A 22110-nucleotide genomic window follows, 5' to 3' on the forward strand; every position below is an offset into this window, starting at 1 on the left:
TCCTTTTTTTCGCCAATTGACTAGAGGAGGAACGAACGCCATGAAACATGCAATCATCTCAGAAGTATTTGATCATCCCGATGCGTTGCTTAATCGAACGGTCGATTTAAAACGAGAAGGGTATGAAGAAGAAGACATGTACGTCCTTGTCAAGCGGGCCGATGTGGCGGACGCTGTCCGCCGTCACTCGAACCTCTATGTTCTCGTCACCGATGAACCGGGAACGGTCGCCTCGCTCGTCACGTCGAGTGAGCGGCCAATCGAACGCTGGCTCAAAAGCATGCGCTTGACGTCAGAGCAACAAGACCGCTTTGCGAAAGAAGTTGAACAAGGTAGACTCTTCCTCTATGTCGACGCGGACCGGAGTGAACAACAGTTTAATGCGACGAGTTCGAAGACCGAACCCGCGCCGAAGACGGAGGAACAGACGCTCGCCTTACACGAGGAACGGTTGACGATCGAGAAGCAAGCGGTCCAAGCAGGAGAAGTCGTCATCAATCGACACGTCGCGGAGACCGAACAAGAGATTGAAGTCCCGGTCCGCAAGGAACAGGTTCATGTGGAGCGGACACCAGGGTCAGAAGACGTGCTCGAGGACTATGACTTTAATCAGCCCGGCATTCGCACGATCGACGAAGGGGACCATCTTCGGATTCAAGTCATCGAGGAACGGGCGTTCATCGTCAAACGTCCTGTCGTCGTCGAAGAGATTATCGTCCGGAAACAAGTGACCGAAGACGTGAAAACCATGACGGAGACGCTCCGTAAAGAAGAAATTGAAGTGACCGAGGTAGGCCAGGCCGACGTCACGATTCATGACCAGACAACCCGAAAGGATGAGACTCGATGAGCAAACGTCGATTTGTAGACACATACCAAGACGAGGCGGCCCTCGTCGCCAAAATCGATCAACTGACCGAAGAAGGTTACGATGAAAGTGATGTGTTCGTCGTCGCGAAAGATCAAGACGATGTCTCGCTCGTCAAACGGAAGACCGATGCGAAAGTGGAAGAAGCGAACGCGAACTGGATGCAGAAATTCACTGGCGTCGCGGAAGGCGAGGAGGAAGTGAAGCGGGCCTTGCTGGACCTCGGTCTCGCTGACGACGACGTCAACCGCGCGTATGGAGATATTTTAAACGGAGGCTACGCCCTGATTCTCGATGAACCGGACACGGGGTTCAATGACGGAAACAACCCGGCGTTCGAAGGGCACGAAGCGAACGCGGCGTTCGGGCGCGACCAAGACAAGTGACTAGAGCACCTACTGCCTTCTTGAAAAGGTGGTAGGTTCTTTGTTTGCTCCAAAAAGTAAAAAAAAGTTTATGCAAACGATTGCATTCTCGTGCGAGTCGTGTAAAATGAAAGGTGAGATTGAAATACAGCGCTTTCATAGACAAACGGTTGCATGATTCGATTGTCTAATGACGAGTAGCCTTGTAGAGAAAAAGGAGTGGCAGACAGATGAAACGATTGTTTGCAGTCGACGAATGGAAAGTAACGGAAAAAGGCCTACATCCGGAAGAAAATCGCCTGGCGGAATCAATTACCTCGCTCGGAAATGGACATATGGGGATGCGTGGCAACTTTGAAGAAGATTATTCAAACGATACACACCAAGGCTTCTATGTGGCCGGTATTTATTACCCAGATAAGACACGTGTCGGTTGGTGGAAGAACGGTTATCCGGAGTACTTCGCAAAAGTATTGAACGCGACGAACGTCGTTGGGCTTCGTGTCGCCATTAACGGGACGCCGGTCGACTTGGCGAAGTGGGAAGTGAAAGACTTCACGCGTGAACTTGATATGCAACGCGGCGTCCTCACACGGACGTTCACGCTCGTGAACGGAACGGAAGAGACGAACGTCGAAGTCGTCCGTTTCTTCTCAATTGTCGATAAAGAGATTTTGGCAATCCGTTACAACGTCACTCCGGTGAACTACGAAGCGAAAGTTGAATTCACACCTTACTTGGACGGCGATGTCGTCAATGAGGATTCGAACTATGATGAGAAGTTCTGGTTACCGGTCGAGCATGGTGTTGAAGAACGTTTCGGATTCGTGACAACGAAAACGAAGAAGCTCGACTGGCACATCACGGCCTCGATGATCGCAGACGTCGAAGGAGCCCGTTGTGAAGTGCTCGAAGCGACTGATCTTTACGTCGCCAACAAATTCACAGTCACGGCGGCAGCTGGCGAGACGGCGACAGCGTACAAATACGTCTCGGTCGTCACGAACCGTGACTACGAAGTCGAGGAATTGCAGTCGACGGGAATGCAACGCGTTGAGATGGCGTTTGAGAAAGGCTTTGAAACGCTTCTCGCCGAGCAGACAGAAGCATGGCTCGCTCGTTGGGAAGATGCCGACGTCCGCATCGATGGGGACGCCGAAGCGCAACAAGGCATCCGCTTCAACATCTTCAACATGTATCAAACGTACACAGGTGAAGACTCGCGCCTCAACATCGGACCGAAAGGGTTCACCGGTGAGAAATACGGCGGTGCCACATACTGGGATACGGAAGCATATTGCCTCCACTTCTACTTGGCAACGACGAAACCGGAAGTCTCATGGAACTTGCTCAAATATCGTCACAACCAATTGCCGCAAGCAAAAGAGAACTCGGTCAAGAACGTCGGCATGGAAGGCGCCCTCTATCCGATGGTGACGATGAACGGCGAAGAGTGCCACAACGAGTGGGAAATCACGCATGAAGAGATTCACCGGAACGGTGCGATCGCCCACGCCATCTTCAACTATACGAACTTCACGGGCGACAAGTCATACCTAGGTCAATACGGACTTGAAGTATTGGTCGAGATCTCGCGTTACTGGGCGAGCCGCGTCAACTTTGTCCCGCACAAAGACGTGTATATGATCCTAGGCGTCACAGGTCCGAACGAATACGACAACAACGTCAACAACAACTGGTATACGAACTTGATTGCCGCGTGGACGCTCGAGTACACGCAAGAAGTGTACAACTATTTGAAAGAAGCAGAGCCAGCGCGCCTTGAAGAACTTGTCGCGATGCTCGGTCTTTCAGACGAAGAACTCGCGAAGTGGAACGATATCCAAACGAAGATGTACTATCCGAAAGATGACCTCGTCCCAGACGTGTTCATGCAACAGGACGGCTTCATGGATAAAGAACAGATTTTGGTGAAAGACCTTGATCCGAAACACTTGCCGCTCAACCAAAACTGGTCGTGGGACCGCATCCTCCGCTCGAACTTCATCAAACAAGCGGACGTACTCCAAGGGCTCTATACGTTCAGCGACCGCTTCACGGTCGAACAGAAGCGGGCCAACTTCGACTTTTATGAGCCGCGTACGGTCCACGAGTCGAGCTTGTCGCCTTGCGTCTACTCAATCATTGCGGCCGAAGTCGGTTACGAAGACAAGGCGGTCGAGTTGTACCAACGTTCGGCACGACTCGATCTCGATAACTATAACAACGATACAGAAGACGGGCTTCACATCACATCAATGGTCGGTTCATGGATGTCGATCGTTCACGGTTTCGCAGGCATGCGCGCCCTCGAGTCGGAGCTCACGTTCAGCCCGATGATTCCTAAGGGCTGGAACGGGTACTCGTTCAACATGCTCTGGCGCGGTCATCACTTGACGGTCACGTCGACGCGTGAACAAGTGACAATCAAACAGACGGGCGGTACGGACGTATCGATCCGTGTCTACGGAAACGTCGTCACGGTCCCGGCAAACGATGCGGTGACCATCGAGACAGTGAAAGCGTGACCAAACGCATCAGCTCAACAAGTCGGCCTCGGCCGGCTTGTTTTTTTTATGAGAAGCGCGAACACATCCCATTATTTTTATGGTAGGCAGCACTAGAAAACTATGTTATCTTGATTCTTAGCCATTTTTGAAAGGGGAGACAAAACTTGACGGAAGCCGTTAAAGAACACGCACGCATCGGGATCGTTTCGATTATCGGGGGAGTGTTCGTTGCATTATCTATGACATTATTCTTAATCCCGGCGGGGGTATACTCGACCGGATTTACAGGGCTCGCCCAAATCTTTACGAAACTGTTTGCGGGGACACCGTTTGAGCTCGGAGAAGGGATTTGGTTCTTCGTCTTGAACGTGCCGCTCTTGATCGTCAGCTACTTCATGCTCGGCAAGAACATGATGATTCATACGTTGATCAGTGTTGCGGCAGTTACCGTGTTTATTCGCGTGCTTCCGCAGTCGTCAATCATTTCGGACGACCCGCTTTTGAACGCTGTGTTCGGCGGGGTTTTGCTCGCCATCGGTTCGGGGATTACGATTCGCTTCGGTGCCTCGACCGGTGGATTTGATATCGTCGCCCTCATCTTGGCGAAGTTCACGAACAATTCGGTCGGCGTCTATCTGTTCCTCATGAACATGATGATCGCGCTTTGGGCCGGTGCGTTGTTCGGTTGGCCGACCGCGCTTTATACGATCGTCTTCTTATACGTCACGTCGAAAGTCATCGACGAAATTTATACGAACACGCAGCGCCAGACGCTCTTCATCGTCACGAGTCATCCGGACGAAGTGACGAAAGAACTGCATCAGCATGTTTTCCGCGGCATCACGCTCATGCCGGCAATCGGTACGTATTCGAAAGTCGAGAAAGCGACGCTCATGATGGTCGCCCAGCGCCACGAAGTGCGTGAAATCACGCGAATCTGTAAAGACGCCGATCCAAGCGTCTTCATCAACATGGTTCCGACTGAAAATGTCGAAGGTGCGTTCCGACGCTGAAATGAACCCCCGCTGAACGCTCAGCGGGGGTTATTCTATAGATAGGAATAAAAAGAGATGGGGTGGACGTGTGATGATTGGAGTCAGTATTGCGACGAAGTGGGAATATGAAGCGACATTGGAGCATTATGACGTCAAAGTGGATGAGCGGTTCAGTTATCCCTATGGCGAGTACTTCAAGAGGGCGCTTAATGATGTCGAACTCGTTTTCTACAGCACCGGTGTGCGGAAAGCGAACGGGGTCGGTGCTAATCAATATATGATGTCTCGCTTCAATTTAACGAAAGTGATTGTGGCTGGCACGTGCGCCGGAATCGACGATACGTTCAACCAGTTGGATATCCTCATCCCTCATCGCGCTGTTCAATACGATTGCACGGTCAAAGAAGTAGAGCCGCTGATCAAGCAATCGTTCATCGTCGACATTGAACTAGCGAACTACGGGGACGATTTTTTGACGGGTACCATTGCGACGGCCGATAGAGCGGTCGTGATGTGGAACGACTACCTGGAACTGAAAGGACACGACATCACCATCGCGGATACGGAAGCAGGCGCGATCGCCTATATCTGCAAGAAAAATGACGTCGAGTGTATCATCATCAAAGGCATCTCTGACTTCCCGACGGATAAACGCGACGCGGACCCGTATGACTCGAACGCGGAGCAAATCAATGTGTACATCGCGAACACCCCGAAAGTCATGACCAAGATTTTTGACGACTATTTGATGCGCTTTCTGTAGGCAAATCGCAAAACACACCGACTGCAGGAACAGTCGGTGTGTGGATTATGCTTTGATGCCAAGCTGTTCTTCGAGGTAGATGGCGATGCCGTCTTCCATGTTCGACGCGGTCACTTCATCCGCGACGGCTTTCAACTGGCTGATGGCGTTGCCCATCGCGACGCCGGTGCCGACGTAGTCGAGCATCTCGAGGTCGTTTTCCTCGTCGCCGAACGCGATGATGTTTTTGCGGTTGATGCCGAGATGTTTCGACACTTCGCGCAACCCGAGCGCTTTCGACGTGTTCTGGCTCATGACCTCAATCATGTGCTCCGGCATGCGCCATTGGCGGTTCAAGACGGCCTCGGCGTGGACTTTATTCAAACGAGCGCGGACGTTGTCGACGTGCTCTTTCGTCGCGTGGATGAGGAGCGATGTCGGTTCTTCCTGCAAGTGCTTGAGCAAGTTGCCCGACGTGACGCTGAGCGCGCGCTCGGCGTACGGGCTGTAAAACTCTTGCGGATCTTTATGGAAATAGACGTGGTCGGTCACTTCAACGACGATGTTGTGCGCTTTCGTTTCCGATACTTCCTCGATAATCTCGTGCGCCGTCTTGAGGGGGATCGGCCGGTGCGTCACTTTGTATGACGGATCTTTCGGGTGATGGACGAGCGCTCCGTTAAAGTTGATGAGCGGTGTCGTCAAGCCGAGCTCTTCGTAATACATGATCGAATGGCGTTGTGGGCGTCCGGTCGCGATCATGACTTCATGACCGGCCTCACGGGCCGCTTGAAGCGCGCGCACGTTGCGCTCACTGATCGTCTTGTCGTCGCGCAACAACGTTCCATCTAAATCGACTGCGATTAAATAACGTGACATAAAGGGTTCCTCTTTTCTACGAGATGCTTATTTCTCAAACCGTACCATATTTCCCGTTTCGACGGAAAGAATATACAATCGAGGTCGCACATTTTACGGTAACAATGCTATACTAAGGTCGTATGAATTTTTCATGAATCATCTGTGAGATGGAGGGGACTATCGATGCGTTACTTAGTCACATTGTTCTGGGCGATCTTGCTTTCGAATACAGCAATCTTTATCATTTCTGCTGTCGATGGCGTGTCGTTCAACGCGATGCTCGCGACATTCTTTGGCGTCGTCATCACGATTTTTATTGTACTCTTGGACACGCTTAACCAAGATATGGGGATTAGCGACGTCGCCCAAGAGAAGTAAGACGTCCACAACCAAGCTGGCTCATATCCGAGTCAGTTCTTTTTATATTATTTAGGAGGAATCGAATATGAAAAATAGTGCCAAACGGGCGAACTTCATCACGTTCGCCATCATCGGTGTCATCATCATCGTCGGGATCGCTCTCTTGTTCTTCTTGAACAATGCGAACGAGGAGACAGGCGTCAACGCTGTCACACCGGACGAGCTTGAGACGAAGATTTCAGAAGAAGAGGAAGTCGTCGTCTACTTCTGGCAGACTGGTTGCGAATACTGTGAGCAAGTCAAACCGTACGTCGAGCCACTCATCGAAGAATATGACGCCGTGTCGATCAACTTGGCCGACCACAACGTCTGGACGACTTACGGCATCAACGGAACACCGACAATGATTCGTTTCCAAGATGGAAAAGAAGTCGGTCGTGTGGAAGGTGCCGTCTCTGAACAACAATACGAGACGTTCTTTAAAAACGAGGAGGGCGCACAGTGATCAAAAGCCGCTTGTATCAGACTTTGTTTGAGTTGAACGCGACCCCGGTCATTGCCAAACGACTCCGTGCCTTCGCTGAATCGTCAGCGAGCCGGTCCTTCATCCCTTCGTTTGCGAAAACGTATCAAATCAATCTTGATGAAGCGGCGGAGCCGATCGAGGCTTATCCGAGCCTGCACGCCTTTTTTACACGTCATTTGAAAGAAGGGGTCCGGCCGATCGATGCAAGTCCGGACTCGGTCGTCTCGCCATGTGACGGGAAACTATCCATCGTGGCCGATATCACGGACGATAGCCGCTTCGAAGTGAAGGGACAATCGTACACGCTCGCCGAACTGCTCGGGTCGCAACAAGAAGCGAGACGTTACGCCGGCGGCACGGTCTGTGTCCTCTACTTGAGCCCACGCGACTATCATCGCGTCCACGTCCCGCTCGCCGGGCGGGTGCTCAGCCACTACGAGCTCGGTGACCGTTCGGCCCCGGTCAATGACATCGGCTTGACGGAGACGGTTCGTCCGCTCTCACGAAACTATCGCCGCGTCACACGCTTTGAAACGGCGGCCGGGTTGTACGAACATATCATGGTCGGCGCCTTAAACGTCAACACGATCGAATGGACGCTCGACGGCGACCGCGCTGCCAAAGGAGAAGAGGTCGGATACTTCTCGTTCGGTTCGACCGTCATCCTCTGTTTTGAGAAAGACCGCGTCACGATCGACCCAGCAAAAATCGGTCCGGTACGACTCGGAGAAGTCATCGGTACGATGCAAAACGATTGATTTTTAAAACTTTTTCAGGCCGACCGAACGATACACTAGTCGTTTGGTCGGTTTTCGTTTACCATAGAAGGGATATCACTACATGTATAGTAGTTGAATCGCTTTAGCTAATTGGAGGAATTTAAACGTGTTTAATCGACTTTATCCGAAACAGTTCGTCGCGTCAGTTTTTGACATCGACCTTGAAGAATTGAAAGACCGTGGGGTCCGCGTCATTTTGACGGACCTTGATAATACACTCGTAGCCTGGGACGTCCCGCACGCACCGGAGCTTCTTTTGCTATGGCTTGAAAAAGTGAAATCACACGGACTCGATGTCATCGTCGTCTCGAATAACAACGAGAACCGCGTACGTACGTTCACGGAACCGCTCGGCCTTCACTATGTGGCGCGTGCGAAAAAGCCGTTGCCGTCTGGATTCAAACAGGCGCTCGCAAAATATGGATACTCGACGAAAGAAGCCATCTTCTTAGGCGATCAATTGTTCACGGACGTGCTCGGCGCCAATATGGCCGGGATTCACGTCATCCACGTGCAACCGGTCGTCAAGACGGACGGACTCGTCACCAAGTTCAATCGCATGCTTGAAAAAGTCGTGTTCGCCCATATGAAACGTCGCGGGAAGTACGTGTTGATCACGAAAAAAGTTGAGGAAATCGCTGTCGATGCGAAGCGCGCCAAAGTGGCGGTCGCTGAGAAAATCGGTGAAGCGATGCACTCTCGTTCCGAAGATTCACATAAAAAAGATGAATAAGGACCTCGAACGCACAGGAAGAAGGAGGCTGTCCATGTACGGCGCGTAAGGCGTCGGAATTAACGCTTCAGGAGTAGCGGCGAGGCGCTACGGTGAATGAAGAAGAGGCAACTCAAATGACAGCAGACAACATTATGGAAGAAACAAAACGTTATTGCGCCGGTTGCGGCGTCGCCATTCAAACGGAAGACCCGACCGGTGTCGGTTATGCACCAAAATCGGCACTCGATCGCGAGATCGTCATTTGCCAACGCTGCTTCAAATTGAAGCACTACAATCAAATTCAAGACGTCGAATTGACAGATGACGACTTCTTGCGTATCTTGAACGGCATCAGTGCTAAAGAAGCGCTCGTCATTAAAATCGTCGATATTTTCGACTTCAACGGTAGCTGGTTGCCAGGGCTTCAACGCTCAGTTGGCACGAACCCGGTCCTCTTGGTCGGAAACAAAGTCGACTTATTACCGAAGTCGGTCAACCCGAACCGGATGGCCAACTGGATGAAGTCTGAAGCGAAAGAGCTCGGCTTGAACCCGGTCGATGTGCACTTAATTAGTGCGAAAAAAGGGCACGGCATCGACGAGCTCGCAGAGAAAATTGAGTACTATCGTAAAGGCAAGGACGTCTATGTCGTCGGTTGTACGAACGTCGGGAAGTCGACGCTCATCAACCAAATCATCAAGCGTTTCGGGGCAGAGGACGAGGCCATCATCACGGTCAGTCATTTCCCGGGAACGACGCTCGACTTGATCGATATCCCGCTCGATGATGATGCGAACCTTTATGACACGCCAGGGATTATCAATCGTCACCAAATGGCGCATTACGTCGATGCGAAAGATTTGAAAACGATCACCCCGAAAAAAGAGATCAAGCCGCACGTGTTCCAGTTGAACCCGCAACAGACGCTCTTCTTCGGTGGACTCGCCCGTCTCGACTACATGGAAGGCAACAAGCGCTCATTCGTTGTCTACATGTCAAACGAGTTGAAGACACACCGGACGAAGCTCGACAAAGCAGATGAACTATACGAAAACCATATCGGTAAGATGCTCAACCCGCCGAACGAGAAGACATTACAAATGTTGCCTCCGCTCGTGCGTCACGAGTTCAGTCTCCGTGACGGCGTCAAGACCGACATCGTCTTCAGCGGACTCGGTTGGGTTGCGATTCACGGAAAAGGTGGACGCATCGCCGCATGGGCACCAAAAGGAGTGGCCGTCACATTGCGTGAGGCGCTCGTATGAGACTGGCCGTCCTCGGTCACCCGATTGCTCATTCGCTCTCTCCCGTCCTGCACGAGCAGTGGCTGAGCGCGTCTGGGCTTTTCGGGCGCTATGAGGCACTCGACGTCGCCCCGGACGAGCTCGGGGACTTGTTTCAAGCGATGAGGGACGGCGTCTGGGACGGCTTTAACGTCACGATTCCGTACAAAGAGGCGGTCATCCCGTATCTCGACGAACTTGATCAGGCGGCTGAAGCCGCCGGTGCCGTCAACACCGTCTATAAACGGGAAGGAAAGCTGATTGGGACGAATACGGACGGTGTGGGTCTAGTCACCGCACTCGACCGTCATACCGATTGGACGGGACGTGTGCTCGTTATCGGGGCAGGTGGGGCAGCGCGCGGGATTATCAGCGCCTTGCCGACCCGAGCCGTCACGGTCACAAACCGAACGATGGAACGAGCGGAGCGTCTCGCGGAGGCGTTCGGCATTGAAGCGCAGGCGCTCACCGACGTTGATCCCTCATGCTATGACGTGATCATCCAGACGACTTCGGTGGGGATGGATGGTATCCATTCGCCTCGATCATTAAAAGGTTTACGACAAAACACCGTCGTTTGTGATATCATATATCGTCCACTCGTCACACCGTTTTTAAAGGAAGCCGCCAAAAATGACGCGAAAATCGTCAACGGAACTGCCATGTTCGTCGGACAAGGCGCTTTGGCGTTTGAATATTGGACAGGTGTGAGACCGGATCAACTTGTCGGAATGAAGTTAATTGAAAGCTTATTGGAGGAATAAATAGTATGTTATCAGGTAAACAAAAACGCTTTTTACGTGCTGAAGCACACCACCTTTCACCGATTTACCAAGTCGGGAAAAATGGAGTCAGCGAAGCGATGTGCAAAGACATCAGCGACGCGCTCGAAAAACGTGAGCTCTTGAAAGTTCAAGTGCTCCAAAACTGTGCCGATACGCCGAAAGATGTAGCCGGTGAATTGGCTGAGGGCACGAAAGCCGAAGTCGTTCAAGTGATCGGAAAAGTCATCGTCTTGTACAAACAGGCGACCGAGAAAGAAAATCGCCAAATTAAACTTCCATGAGCCGCATCGGCCTGATGGGAGGCACGTTCGACCCGCCGCATCTCGGTCATTTGTTGATTGCCGAGCAGGCACGTGAACAGCTCGCCCTCGACGAGGTCTGGTTTCTACCGGCGGCGATCCCGCCTCACAAGGCGGGGTTCAGTCCGGCCGAGGATCGGATCGAGATGACACGACGGGCGATCGCGGACCAAGCCGATTTCAAGCTGAGCTTGATCGAGTTTGAACGCGACGAACCGTCTTACACGGTCGAGACGATGAGACGGTTGCGGGACATGTACCCAGATGACACGTTTTTCTTCTTGATCGGGGCGGACTCGCTCGAGTCGCTCGAGAAGTGGTACGATTACGACACGCTCGTGACCCTCGTCACGTTCGGGGCCGTTGCGCGTCCGGGTAGCCGGTATCGCATCCCGAGACAGGCAGATGTGCGCACAATCGATATGCCGCAACTCGAGATCTCATCGACCGATATCCGGGAACGGGCGAAACGGGACAAGTCAATCAAATATCTCGTCCCACGCGATGTCGAAACTTATATCAAGGAGCGCAACTTGTATGACGTATGAGGAAGCACAATCATTGATTGAGGCGACATTACCGGAGAAACGCTATATCCACACGCTCGGTGTCGTTGAGACGGCAGATCGGTTGGCCCGTTTATACGGTGCCGATGTGGAGCAAGCACGTCTCGCGGCGATGTTGCATGACTATGCGAAATATTTGGATAGCGATATGATGCGCCAAGTCGTGGTCGAGGAAAACCTTGACCCGAGCTTGCTTGCGTTCGATGACGAACTGCTGCATGCACCGGTCGGCGCGATTCTGTTAGACCGGGCGTATGACCTTGACCCGGCCGTTGTATCGGCCATTAAGAACCATACGACCGGAGAGCCTGGCATGTCACGCCTCGACCAGATTTTATTCGTCGCGGACGCGATTGAACCGAACCGGTCGTATCCGGGCGTCGACACGTTGCGTGACCTCGCGGACCGTTCGCTCGAAGCGGCCGTCGTCGCGACGTTGCGTCAGACAATCGATTATTTATTGAAGAAGTCGGTGCGAATCTTTCCACTGACGATTGAGACGTATAACCATTTTGTGAAAACACCCTAGGAGGTACAGTATGACTGTAAAAGAAGAATTAGAATTAATCGTGAAGGCCGCTGACGATAAGCGTGCCGAAGATATCGTCGTCCTCGACATGGAAGGCATCTCACCGGTCGCAGATTATTTCGTCATCTGCCACGGTAACTCAGAGAAGCAAGTCCAAGCGATTGCACGCGAAATCAAAGACGTGGCCGGCGAGCATGAGCTTCCGCTCCACAAATTCGAAGGCATGGACTCGGCACGTTGGGTGCTCGCTGACCTCGAAAACGTCGTCGTCCACATCTTCCATCGCGATGACCGCGACTACTACAACCTTGAAAAATTGTGGGCAGATGCGCCACACGTTGAAGTGGAAGTCGGCTAATGGCGTACGAAGGGTTCGCCTACGTCTACGATGAGTTAATGAAAGATGCCCCGTACGAGGATTGGGTCGCCTTCGTGCGTCGCCACGTCCAAGACGGTGCATCGCTTGCTGACGTCGGATGCGGGACGGGCTCGGCGACGATTCGCTTGGCGGAACATTACGAGACGATCGGACTCGATTTATCCGAGTCGATGCTCGAAGTCGCCCAAGAGAAGGCGCTCGAGGCAGGCATCACGCTCCCGCTCTGGCAACAGGACATGCGGGAGCTTGAATTGCCACACCCGGTCGACGCCGTGACGATCCTTTGTGACTCGCTCTGCTACCTCGAGGATGAGGCCGACGTCATCGACACGTTCGAGGCGGTGTACGAACAATTGAAACCGGGTGGCATGTTCATCTTCGATGTACATTCGCCGAACAAGATGCAGACGCTCTTCAATCAGAAGACGTATGCCTCGAACGGAGAAGATTGCTCGTACATCTGGTTCGCCGACCCAGGCGAAGCACCGCTCTCGGTCGTTCACGATTTGACGTTCTTCGTCGCCCTCGAAGATGGCACGTATGAGCGTGTTGAAGAGACACACGAGCAACGGACGTACGAGCCGGGGCAATATATGCAGTGGCTCATCGGGGCCGGCTTCCATGTGAAATCGGTCACCGCTGACTTCACGGACCAAGCCCCGGGCCCGAACGCAGAACGAATCTTTTTTGTCGCCCAGAAATAAACGAGACCCCATCGCGGATTTGCGATGGGGTCTCGAGCTGTTACCGAATCAAATCGCAACATGCGGTCTGATTCTTTTTTTATTGATGGTTCTGCCCGAAGTGAAGCATTGTTGCAGTCATGTTTGCCCAATTCGTGTTTCCGTGCCTCCAAGTCAGGTGTTTAATACTTGACTTATAAAGGCAGCTTTAGCTTGAGTATACTTTTCTCGGTCATTACGAAATTCTTTTGCTAAATGCCTTTTAAGAAGCCCGTACTCTTTTACAAGCGAAGGATTGTCTCGTAATTTATCTCGAAACTCAATCTGTTTTCCCCAACGATCTTCTGCCACTTTCATGATGTGTAAATGAGCAACTCGCTTATCATTTTTTACTTTCACAAAAAATCTCCGCCAGGCTTGTCCATCTAGTTCAGGTGGTACATAGTGCCAATCATGCAACGTTAATGTATCAACAATATCGTGGATTTTTTCAAACGATTCGATACTAATCATCACATCTATAATAGGTTTTGCGGGTAGACCAGGAACGGCCGTACTACCTATGTGTTCTGCTTCCTTGATGTCAAACTTTGAAAGTAAGTCGAACAACTCTCTTGTTTCTTGTAGACCTAACCGTGCCCACTGCACGTTAGAATCTTCTATTTCAATAGTCTCATAAGCCCAAATTGGAATATTTGAGTGTTCGTGTTTGTCTTCTTTCATGAGTTTATCCCATCTCCCTGAAAGTTTTTTTCACTTTATACCCAGAATCTCATTTTTAAACGCGATATAGAGAAACAGATAATTTTTATCTCATTTTGCTTACAGCCTTGTTTCTCCGTTCACAAGTAATTCAATGTTGATTCATGGCCCCGTCATAATGCTAATCATAAAAAGAGTCGAAAGACCCCATCGCAAGTAGCATGGGGTCTTTGTCATGGTCAAGCCTCGTGACTGAATTGCCATTGGACACCGAAACGGTCTTCGACCATGCCATACGCCTTGCTCCAGAACGTCTCTTGGAGCGGCATAAGGACACGGCCACCGGCAGATAAAGCCTCGAATTCTCGACGGATGGCGTGGAGGTCATCTGTGACGACGGCGAGTGTGATGTTCTGCCCGAACGTGACCGGACCGTCCGGCATAGCGTCCGAAAACATGAGCGATGTACCATGGACGCTCAGACGGGCATGGAGGACGAGGTCGGCCAGCTCGTCCGGTACAGGTTCACCGTCCGGTCCAGGCTGGGCACCGAACGTCATGATATCCGGGGCGGGCTCGGCGAAGACGTCGGCATAAAACAGGACGGCGTCGCGACAGTCGCCATTGAAATTGAGATAAGGGTTGATCGTCATGAGTGTTCCTCCTCGAATCTTTTCTTTCAGTATGAGACAAACGGGTGATGGAAGAATCCGACAAAAGCACGAATTTTCGGACAAGGTTGTTGAAACGGTCGCTGAAACGGGAATGGAGTAGGTGAGACATTCTTACGAAAGAAGGCGTAAGGAGATGAAACTGACACGAGGACGTCTATTGGAATCCGGGTTCGTGTTGTTCATGGCGGTCATACTCGTCACGTCGATCATCGAAGGAGAGTGGTTTGACGCGAGCGTCGCCGGGGCGGGGATCGTGTCGGGTTTGATTCCGTTCATCCTCGAGAAGACGTTCAAAACTGAGTTCGACGCTAAAATGAAAGTCGCCTATATCTTATTCTTGTTTGCGTCGCAGTACTTGGGGTCGATCGTCGGATTGTATTCGAACGGTTGGTGGGACACGTTTCTTCACGTGTTGAGCGGCGTGTTCTTGGCGTTTCTCGGCTTCGATTTCTTAAGTCGACTTGATGAGGACATCCGGCTCGAGATGCCGAAGCGGTTCGTCTTCATCTATATCGTTGTTTTCGCAATGGCCGGGGCAGCGCTTTGGGAAATGTATGAATTCACATCGGACTTGGTGTTGAACACGACGATGCAAGGGAACGGGAATGATGACACGATGGTCGACATCGTCGCGGGATCACTCGGAGGTATCATTGCGGCTCTCCTTGTGACCGAAATCCATCGGAAAGAACAACGTAACAAACATAAAAATTGAAAGCGATTTCAAAAACGCTCGAGTCCATCGAGCGTTTTATTTGTAATAATTATTATCTTTTAATATTATTAATCTTATAATAATGATTATTAAGAGGAGGCAATATTAATGGATCAACACCGTCATCTAACTACTAACCAAGGCGTCCCAATCGGGGATAACGCCAACTCCATCACAGCGGGTCGTCGCGGCCCGACACTTCTCGAAGATTATCAGCTAATTGAGAAACTCGCCCACTTTGACCGTGAGCGCGTACCGGAACGGGTCGTTCATGCCCGTGGCGCCGGAGCCCACGGTGTCTTCAAAGTTAAAAATAGCATGAAACGATATACAAAAGCCAAATTTTTGCAGGAAGAGGGACAAGAGACACCAATCTTTGCTCGCTTCTCGACCGTCATTCATGGTCTCGGCTCACCAGAGACGCTTCGTGACCCACGTGGATTCTCGGTCAAGTTTTACACGGAAGAAGGGAACTACGACTTCGTCGGAAACAACTTGCCGGTCTTCTTTATCCGTGACGCCATCAAATTCCCGGATGTAATCCACTCACTCAAACCGGACCCGCGGACGAACCTGCAAGACCCGGACCGTTTCTTCGACTTCATGTCGCTCACGCCGGAATCGACGAGCATGCTCATCCACTTGTTCAGCGATGAAGGAATTCCAGCGTCATACCGTCATATGCGCGGCTCATCGGTCCACTCATTCAAATGGGTCAACGAATACGGAAACACGGTGTACATAAAACTCCGTTGGGTCCCGAAACAAGGTATTAAAAACTTGTCGATGGAAGAAGCGGCGAAAGTGCAGGCCGAAGACTTCAACCATGCGACACGCGACTTGTTCAACGCCATCGAGGAAGGCGACTTCCCGGAGTGGGATCTTTACGTCCAAATCCTCGACCCGGCCGATATGGACAACTTTGACTTCGATCCGCTCGACGCGACGAAAGATTGGTTCGAAGACGTCATCCCGTATCAACTTGTCGGTACGATGACACTCAACAAGAACGTCGACAACTTCTTCGCCGAGACAGAGTCGGTCGGTTTCAACCCGGGTGTGCTCGTTCCTGGAATTCAACCGTCTGAAGACAAGATGCTCCAAGGCCGCTTGTTCTCGTATTCGGACACGCAACGTTACCGCATCGGGGCAAACTACTTGCAGCTCCCAATCAACTGCCCGTTCGCACAAGTGTCGAACAATCAGCGTGATGGGGCGATGCCGTTCAAACAACAGACGAGCCCGGTCAACTATGAACCAAACCGCTATGAGGACGCACCGAAACCGGACGCGGCTTATATCGAGACGGAACAACCGCTCACAGGCGTAGCCGGTCGTCAAAAAATCGAGAAGACGAACGACTTCGGTCAAGCGGGTGAAGTGTACCGTCGCTACTCGGAAGAAGAGAAAACGGCACTCGTGAACAACTTGGTGGCACACATTAAAGAAGTTCGCCACGAGAATACGGTGCTGCTCTTGATTTGCAACTTCTACCGGGCCGACCGCGACCTCGGCGCGCGTCTCTCGGAAGCACTCAACGTCGATATCACACCATTCTTGAATCAAGTGACGGAATAACTTGTCCGCAACAGAGATGCGTAGCTGCATCTCTGTTTTTGTTTTTTTTTATCTTAGGAGGATAAGTGGTTCGAATCTCAAAAATTGTCCCAAGCCCGTCCATATGCCAAGATAAGAAAAAAGGGAGATGTTAAACATGAACCAAGTCATCGACACACTATTGAATCATCGCTCCGTCCGCTCATTCACGAATGAGACGTTGACCGACGAACAAATCCGACTCATCGTCGAGAGTGCCCAGCGCGCTTCGACGTCGAGCTTCATCCAAGCCTATTCTATCATCGGGGTGACCGACCCGGAGAAGAAAGCAAGGCTAGCCGAAATCGCCGGTAACCAGCAATACGTCATCGACAACGGTCACTTCTTCGTCTTCTGCGCCGATTTGTATCGACACGAGTTGATTGGAGAACTGCGGGAGGCAGACGTGAATGCGACGCTCGAGACGGACGAGAAGTTGCTCGTCGCGGTCATCGATGCCGCGCTCGCGTCCCAAAACGCGGTCGTGGCCGCTGAATCGATGGGCCTCGGCATTTGCTATATCGGCGGAATCCGCAATGACATGTTCGCTGTGAAGGAACTGCTCAGTTTACCGGAGCGGGTATTGCCGCTCTTCGGACTTGCCGTCGGTGTCCCGGAGCACGTCGAAGACCAGAAACCGCGCCTCCCGCTCGAACATATTTATCACGAGAACACATACGTCGCCGACACCGAGCAACTGAAACAAGAACTCGATGCGTATGATGCGACGATTCATGACTACTACGCGGCCCGCGGGTCGAACCAACGAAGCGATACGTGGACCGGACAAATGGGACGGATGTTGTCGAAACCAACCCGGCTCGACGTGAAAGACTTCTTGAAGACGCAAGGCTATTTGAAGCAATGAAAAAACCGCCGGGAGGCGGTTTTTAGTTTGTCTCGGCATCGAGCCAGGCGTGGTCGATCGCGCCGAATTGCTTGGCAATGATGACCCCATTTTCATCAAGGACGTATGTTGTCGGCATCGCTTGAATCCGGTAGGCGTTACCGACGATTCCTTCCTCGTCATAGACGACCTTGAACGCATCTTCATATGGGGCGACGAACGTCCGCGCATCCTCGATGTCCCGTTCACTCGTCGTCGTATTGACGGCGACGATGGTCACATCGTCTTGTTCTCGGGCAAACTTGGCCATATCCGGCATCTCTGCCCGGCACGGAGGGCACCAGGATGCCCAGAAGTTGACGACGACCCGCTCACCGCGTAAATCTTCCAAGTTGAACGGCGTCCCATCGGTTCGCTTCAACTCAAAATTCGGTGGGACTTGGCCGATGTTCAATCCGGTCTGGGACGAGTCGGCCTCGAGCCGTGGCGTCTCGTCCGGTAAGCTCGCATTGATGACGGCGAGCACGACGATGAGCCCGAGTCCGTATTGGACCGCCTTTTGAGATGGCCGTGCTACATATGTGGCGACGGCGATGAGAAGAAAGAGCGGAATGAGCGACCACAACTCGAATGTATCGGTCACAAGCGACCCGACCGACCAAATCGCGAACGCACCGACCACGGTCCAGAGTAACAATCCGAGCGTAGGACTCTGCATCCAGCGCCATGTCGTGACGAGCAGCAAGGTGATTAGGCCGGCCATATAGATATGGAGCGGTTGCGGAGATGAGAGCAGTGGGAGCATCCCATATTTGGGGACGACGAGCGTCACCGCAAACCAAAAGACCAAGGCCGAGAACAACCAATAGCCACGAAGGCTAGGCGTGAGCCGGAATACAAAAATAGCAATCACGGCAGCGGCAATGAGGAGTGACCACGTGCCGCCGGTCGCATAAAGGGATAAGGCCAAACTTCCCGTCGACGCGAGACCGAGGACGATCGCACTTCCTTTCCATGCGAGAAAGCCGGCGAACCAGGTGCCGAGGACGGCGTCGCGTTCTTTTTCCGACAAGCCGATTTTTTTAAAGCCGATGTAGAGAATAAGTAGGCTGGCCATCATAGCCAGCAAATCGAGTCGAACGTTCAATGGACCGATGGCAATCACAGAATCCCTCCTAGAGAAAAAGCGCCCAAACGAGTGGGCGCTTTCTTTGTTTGTAGTATAGCATTAGCCGATTTGTTCTGCATTGAGGACAGTCTTCATCGCGCCATAGCCACCGAGGATGTTTTGGATATCCTTGTAGCCGAGTGATTGAAGCACACTCGCGGCCATTCGTGAACGGACGCCAGATGCACAGTGAACGGCGATTGTTTGATCTGTCGGGAGACCTTCATGGTCGCGTGCCAGTTTACCGAGTAGGATGCGCTCGGCTTTCTCGTAGTGGCTCGCGTTCCATTCTGTCGCATTTCGGACATCGAGGACGAAAACGTCACCTTTTTCTGCCGACTCGATCGCTTGTTCCGCTGTCACATCTGTGTACGTTTCCGTCAACAGTTCTTGACCGAGTTCTTCGACTGGGACGACGAAGCGGAGACGGTCGAGACCGATTGATTGGAGGTCCGTCTGTACTTGATCGACATCTTCCGCGCTCGCGATGAGCGTGATGTCTTTGTCGAAGTTGACGAGCCAGCCGGCCCATGAGACGAACTTCGTGTTGTAAGGGATGTTGATTGTGCCTGGGACGTGACCTTTGGCGAACTCTTCCCCTTTACGCGTATCGACGACTTGTGTTTCCTCGACGAGCGTATCGAGGCGGTCCGAACCGACGACTTCTGGGCGAGCGATTTCGTTCGTGACTTGGATGCCTTCTTTGTTCACTTTTTTCATCATCGCGAAGTAGTTCGGCGGTTCTGGTTGGTCCGTCGTCAACTCTTTGATGAACGCGTCTTTGTCTGTCATCTGAAGTGCCCAGTTCGTCGCTTTCTCGTAACCGACCGTCGATGTCGGGATGGCGCCGAGCGCTTTCCCGCAGGCACTTCCGGCACCGTGGCCCGGCCAAACTTGAACGAAGTCAGGAAGATCTTTGAACTTCTTGAGCGAGTCGAACATTTGCTCGGCACCGATTGCTGTCGTTCCTTTTACACCGGCTGCTTCTTCGAGCAAGTCAGGACGACCGATATCGCCGACGAAGACGAAGTCGCCTGTGAAGATACCCATTGGTTGTGTTTGGTTCCGGTCGTAGAGCAAGAACGAGATATGTTCTGGCGTGTGACCTGGTGTATGCATAACTTCGAGTGTGACGTTACCGACTTTGAACGTGTCGCCATCTTTGACAAGTTTTGAGTCGATGTCTTTCGCGAATGCATATTTCCATGACGCGTCGCCTTCGTCTGATAGATAAGCCGTTGAACCGGTACGTTTCGCAAGCTCGAGTGAACCTGAGACGAAGTCGGCGTGGATGTGAGTCTCAGCCGTCGCGACGATCTTCATGCCTTCTTTTTCAGCTTCCTGAAGATAAGGTGTGATGTTACGGGCCGGGTCGATGACGACGGCCTCGCCGGTCATTTGGCAACCGACCATATAAGATGCTTGTGCTAATTTTTGATCATAGAAATAACGTAATAACATGTGAAATACCCCCTAAGAATAGTTGACTGTAAACGATTGTCGTTTTTGAAATATATATATAGAAGATTGTTAGACTGTTTCGCCCGTCCAGCTCATCATGCCGCCATCGACGTTGATGACATCGAAGCCGAGTGAATCAAGGTAAGCCGAAGCGTTCATGCTTCGTCCGCCTGCTGCACAGATGACGTGAATCGGTTTCGAACGATCGAGCTCATCGACTTTCGCACCGAATTCAGAGAGTGGCACGTTTTTCGCTTGCTTGATGTGGCCACCTGCAAATTCGTCTGTCTCCCGAACATCAATCAAGTTGAGTGTCTCGTCAGATTGAAGCAGTGTTTCTAGTTCAGTTGTCGAAATGGTTTTCATGAGTCATTGATCTCCTTTGTGATTGTAGAATTTTTGAAGTGAGTTTCTTTCGTTGTTTTCAATATACCCCCTGAGGTATACTGAATGCAAGAAAAAGAATCGGAGGTCGAAAATTGAAGAAATTCATGATGATTTTATCGATTTTGGTGCTGGTGACGATCGGAATCGTCCTTTTCACGTCCAAAGAGACTGGAATCACAAAAATCGACGTGGAAACACTACAAAACAGATTGGAAAACGAAGAAATAACCTTGTTAGACGTCCGAGAAGTGGACGAATACGAGGGGGGGCATATCGAAGGAGCGGTGAACGCACCACTTTCTTCATTAAATGAAACCGAATTGCCTTATCCGAAAGATGAACCGATCTATGTCATCTGCCGGAGCGGAAATCGAAGTGCCCAAGCGGCACAACTGTTGAAAGAACGTGGCTACACTGAAATTTATGATGTCTCGGGCGGCATGATTGCCTGGGAACAAAAATAAAAACTTACTTATTATATAGGGTAGGGAATGGGAGGAATTGATATGGAATTTGGATTTATCATCACCATCTTTTTGATCGGCTTTATCGGGTCGTTCATTTCAGGGATGGTCGGAATTGGCGGATCGATTATTAAATATCCGATGTTGTTGTATATTCCACCGCTCCTCGGCTTCGCGGCGTTCAGCGCCCATGAAGTATCGGGGATCAGCGCGATTCAAGTCTTCTTCGCGACGATCGGCGGAATTTACGCATACCGGAAGGGCGGTTATTTGAACAAACAGCTCATCTTGTATATGGGTGTCGCCGTCTTGATCGGGAGTTTCATCGGTGGCTACGGCTCGACGCTATTGTCTGAGAACTTGATTAACGTCGTTTATGCCGTGCTCGCGACCATTGCGACAATCATGATGTTCTTACCGAAAAAGAATGTCGAGGATGTTCCGCTCGACCAAGTCACATTCAATAAAGTGATTGCATCGAGCTCGGCGTTCATCGTCGGGGTGGCAGCAGGAATCGTCGGGGCAGCAGGAGCGTTCATCTTGATGCCGATCATGCTCGTCGTGCTCCGGATTCCGACGAAGATGGCGATCGCGAGTTCGCTTGCCATCACGTTCATCTCGTCAATCGGCTCGACAGCGGGGAAAATCATCACCGATCAAATCGTGTGGGAACCTGCCGTCATCATGATCATCGCGAGTTTGATTGCGGCACCGCTCGGCGCAAACGTCGGTAAGAACATGAAGACGAAGTCACTTCAAATGATTTTGGCGTTACTGATTTTAGCGAGTACAGTAAAAATTTGGATGGACATTATCGGTTAAGCGAATCAATGTTAAATGGCTACTGAGGC

At 51.6% G+C, this 22110-nt stretch carries 27 protein-coding genes; 21 read left to right on the forward strand and 6 right to left on the reverse strand.

Going from position 1 to position 22110, the window contains the following annotated elements; all coding sequences use genetic code 11:
- Nucleotides 1-40: 40 nt before the first annotated feature.
- The 5 genes from KNP74_RS04955 to KNP74_RS04975 all read left to right on the forward strand — a co-directional run bounded on the left by KNP74_RS04955 (nucleotide 41) and on the right by KNP74_RS04975 (nucleotide 5501).
- Entirely contained in the window at nucleotides 41-850 is an 810-nt protein-coding gene (locus KNP74_RS04955) for a YsnF/AvaK domain-containing protein (RefSeq protein WP_214763693.1), read from the forward strand.
- Complete coding sequence (locus tag KNP74_RS04960) at nucleotides 847-1254, forward strand: general stress protein (protein WP_214763694.1); 408 nt, start codon at nucleotides 847-849, stop codon at nucleotides 1252-1254. The genes KNP74_RS04955 and KNP74_RS04960 overlap by 4 nt, the downstream gene beginning before the upstream one ends.
- Nucleotides 1255-1463: 209 nt before the next feature.
- Nucleotides 1464-3761 carry a glycoside hydrolase family 65 protein gene (locus tag KNP74_RS04965; protein WP_214763695.1) on the forward strand — a complete coding sequence of 766 codons (2298 nt, stop codon included), beginning with the start codon at nucleotides 1464-1466 and terminating at the stop codon, nucleotides 3759-3761.
- 146 nt (nucleotides 3762-3907) lie between these two features.
- Nucleotides 3908-4756, forward strand: a complete 849-nt coding sequence (locus KNP74_RS04970; protein WP_034776620.1) for a YitT family protein — start codon at nucleotides 3908-3910, stop codon at nucleotides 4754-4756.
- A 73-nt stretch (nucleotides 4757-4829) separates the two neighbouring features.
- Nucleotides 4830-5501: a 5'-methylthioadenosine/S-adenosylhomocysteine nucleosidase family protein gene (locus KNP74_RS04975; protein ID WP_214763696.1), complete on the forward strand. Its 672-nt coding sequence runs from the start codon at nucleotides 4830-4832 to the stop codon at nucleotides 5499-5501.
- Between the two features lie 45 nt (nucleotides 5502-5546).
- Here the strand turns inward: KNP74_RS04975 and KNP74_RS04980 are convergent, their stop codons facing one another.
- Nucleotides 5547-6359, reverse strand: coding sequence for a Cof-type HAD-IIB family hydrolase (locus KNP74_RS04980; RefSeq protein ID WP_214763698.1), 813 nt, complete (start codon nucleotides 6357-6359; stop codon nucleotides 5547-5549).
- 165 nt (nucleotides 6360-6524) lie between these two features.
- On the opposite strand from KNP74_RS04980, the gene KNP74_RS04985 reads away from it, so the two are divergent.
- From KNP74_RS04985 to KNP74_RS05035, 11 genes are all read left to right on the forward strand, one after another.
- Complete coding sequence (locus KNP74_RS04985) at nucleotides 6525-6719, forward strand: YjzD family protein (RefSeq protein WP_034776626.1); 195 nt, start codon at nucleotides 6525-6527, stop codon at nucleotides 6717-6719.
- Nucleotides 6720-6786: 67 nt separating this feature from the next.
- Nucleotides 6787-7206, forward strand: coding sequence for a thioredoxin family protein (locus tag KNP74_RS04990; RefSeq protein ID WP_034776627.1), 420 nt, complete (start codon nucleotides 6787-6789; stop codon nucleotides 7204-7206).
- Entirely contained in the window at nucleotides 7203-7985 is a 783-nt protein-coding gene (locus tag KNP74_RS04995) for a phosphatidylserine decarboxylase (RefSeq protein WP_214763700.1), read from the forward strand. Before KNP74_RS04990 ends, KNP74_RS04995 begins: the two co-directional genes overlap by 4 nt.
- Before the next feature lie 127 nt (nucleotides 7986-8112).
- Nucleotides 8113-8739 (forward strand): YqeG family HAD IIIA-type phosphatase, encoded by a 627-nt coding sequence (locus KNP74_RS05000; protein WP_034776630.1) that lies wholly within the window; start codon nucleotides 8113-8115, stop codon nucleotides 8737-8739.
- A 134-nt stretch (nucleotides 8740-8873) separates the two neighbouring features.
- A complete protein-coding gene (gene yqeH, locus KNP74_RS05005; protein WP_214764016.1) occupies nucleotides 8874-9986 on the forward strand; it encodes a ribosome biogenesis GTPase YqeH in 1113 nt (370 codons plus the stop codon).
- Complete coding sequence (gene aroE, locus KNP74_RS05010) at nucleotides 9983-10768, forward strand: shikimate dehydrogenase (protein WP_214763701.1); 786 nt, start codon at nucleotides 9983-9985, stop codon at nucleotides 10766-10768. Before yqeH ends, aroE begins: the two co-directional genes overlap by 4 nt.
- Nucleotides 10769-10773: 5 nt before the next feature.
- Nucleotides 10774-11070, forward strand: a complete 297-nt coding sequence (yhbY, locus tag KNP74_RS05015; RefSeq protein WP_034776635.1) for a ribosome assembly RNA-binding protein YhbY — start codon at nucleotides 10774-10776, stop codon at nucleotides 11068-11070.
- The gene (locus KNP74_RS05020; protein ID WP_138859847.1) at nucleotides 11067-11636 is read left to right on the forward strand and encodes a nicotinate-nucleotide adenylyltransferase; all 570 of its coding nucleotides are present in this window, start codon (nucleotides 11067-11069) and stop codon (nucleotides 11634-11636) included. The genes yhbY and KNP74_RS05020 overlap by 4 nt, the downstream gene beginning before the upstream one ends.
- Nucleotides 11626-12183: a bis(5'-nucleosyl)-tetraphosphatase (symmetrical) YqeK gene (gene yqeK / locus KNP74_RS05025; RefSeq protein WP_214707941.1), complete on the forward strand. Its 558-nt coding sequence runs from the start codon at nucleotides 11626-11628 to the stop codon at nucleotides 12181-12183. The genes KNP74_RS05020 and yqeK overlap by 11 nt, the downstream gene beginning before the upstream one ends.
- 10 nt (nucleotides 12184-12193) lie before the next feature.
- The gene (gene rsfS / locus KNP74_RS05030) at nucleotides 12194-12541 is read left to right on the forward strand and encodes a ribosome silencing factor (RefSeq protein WP_034776639.1); all 348 of its coding nucleotides are present in this window, start codon (nucleotides 12194-12196) and stop codon (nucleotides 12539-12541) included.
- A complete protein-coding gene (locus KNP74_RS05035; RefSeq protein ID WP_034776641.1) occupies nucleotides 12541-13266 on the forward strand; it encodes a class I SAM-dependent DNA methyltransferase in 726 nt (241 codons plus the stop codon). The genes rsfS and KNP74_RS05035 overlap by 1 nt, the downstream gene beginning before the upstream one ends.
- 153 nt (nucleotides 13267-13419) lie before the next feature.
- Here KNP74_RS05035 and KNP74_RS05040 read toward each other — a convergent pair whose 3' ends face one another.
- A complete protein-coding gene (locus KNP74_RS05040; protein ID WP_214763704.1) occupies nucleotides 13420-13968 on the reverse strand; it encodes a GrpB family protein in 549 nt (182 codons plus the stop codon).
- 218 nt (nucleotides 13969-14186) lie between these two features.
- The gene (locus KNP74_RS05045) at nucleotides 14187-14600 is read right to left on the reverse strand and encodes a VOC family protein (protein WP_214707944.1); all 414 of its coding nucleotides are present in this window, start codon (nucleotides 14598-14600) and stop codon (nucleotides 14187-14189) included.
- 154 nt (nucleotides 14601-14754) lie between these two features.
- Here KNP74_RS05045 and KNP74_RS05050 point away from each other — a divergent pair, with 154 nt between their 5' ends.
- The 3 genes from KNP74_RS05050 to nfsA all read left to right on the forward strand — a co-directional run bounded on the left by KNP74_RS05050 (nucleotide 14755) and on the right by nfsA (nucleotide 17800).
- The gene (locus KNP74_RS05050; RefSeq protein WP_214763705.1) at nucleotides 14755-15336 is read left to right on the forward strand and encodes a DUF2238 domain-containing protein; all 582 of its coding nucleotides are present in this window, start codon (nucleotides 14755-14757) and stop codon (nucleotides 15334-15336) included.
- 108 nt (nucleotides 15337-15444) lie between these two features.
- A complete protein-coding gene (locus tag KNP74_RS05055) occupies nucleotides 15445-16914 on the forward strand; it encodes a catalase (RefSeq protein WP_214763706.1) in 1470 nt (489 codons plus the stop codon).
- Between the two features lie 136 nt (nucleotides 16915-17050).
- A complete protein-coding gene (nfsA, locus tag KNP74_RS05060; RefSeq protein ID WP_214707950.1) occupies nucleotides 17051-17800 on the forward strand; it encodes an oxygen-insensitive NADPH nitroreductase in 750 nt (249 codons plus the stop codon).
- 22 nt (nucleotides 17801-17822) lie between these two features.
- Here the strand turns inward: nfsA and KNP74_RS05065 are convergent, their stop codons facing one another.
- The 3 genes from KNP74_RS05065 to KNP74_RS05075 form a co-directional block, all read right to left on the reverse strand.
- Complete coding sequence (locus tag KNP74_RS05065; protein WP_214763707.1) at nucleotides 17823-18944, reverse strand: redoxin family protein; 1122 nt, start codon at nucleotides 18942-18944, stop codon at nucleotides 17823-17825.
- Between the two features lie 63 nt (nucleotides 18945-19007).
- Nucleotides 19008-20408 (reverse strand): MBL fold metallo-hydrolase, encoded by a 1401-nt coding sequence (locus tag KNP74_RS05070; RefSeq protein ID WP_034776653.1) that lies wholly within the window; start codon nucleotides 20406-20408, stop codon nucleotides 19008-19010.
- Between the two features lie 69 nt (nucleotides 20409-20477).
- Nucleotides 20478-20774, reverse strand: coding sequence for a rhodanese-like domain-containing protein (locus tag KNP74_RS05075; RefSeq protein WP_029595926.1), 297 nt, complete (start codon nucleotides 20772-20774; stop codon nucleotides 20478-20480).
- A gap of 128 nt (nucleotides 20775-20902) precedes the next feature.
- Between KNP74_RS05075 and KNP74_RS05080 the strand changes: the two genes are divergently transcribed.
- Nucleotides 20903-21259 carry a rhodanese-like domain-containing protein gene (locus KNP74_RS05080; protein WP_034779784.1) on the forward strand — a complete coding sequence of 119 codons (357 nt, stop codon included), beginning with the start codon at nucleotides 20903-20905 and terminating at the stop codon, nucleotides 21257-21259.
- A gap of 42 nt (nucleotides 21260-21301) precedes the next feature.
- Entirely contained in the window at nucleotides 21302-22081 is a 780-nt protein-coding gene (locus KNP74_RS05085; RefSeq protein WP_034776656.1) for a sulfite exporter TauE/SafE family protein, read from the forward strand.
- Nucleotides 22082-22110 lie beyond the last annotated feature (29 nt).

Origin of the sequence: Exiguobacterium sp. s141 (assembly GCF_018618085.1) — a bacterium.
GTDB lineage: Bacteria > Bacillota > Bacilli > Exiguobacteriales > Exiguobacteriaceae > Exiguobacterium > Exiguobacterium mexicanum_A.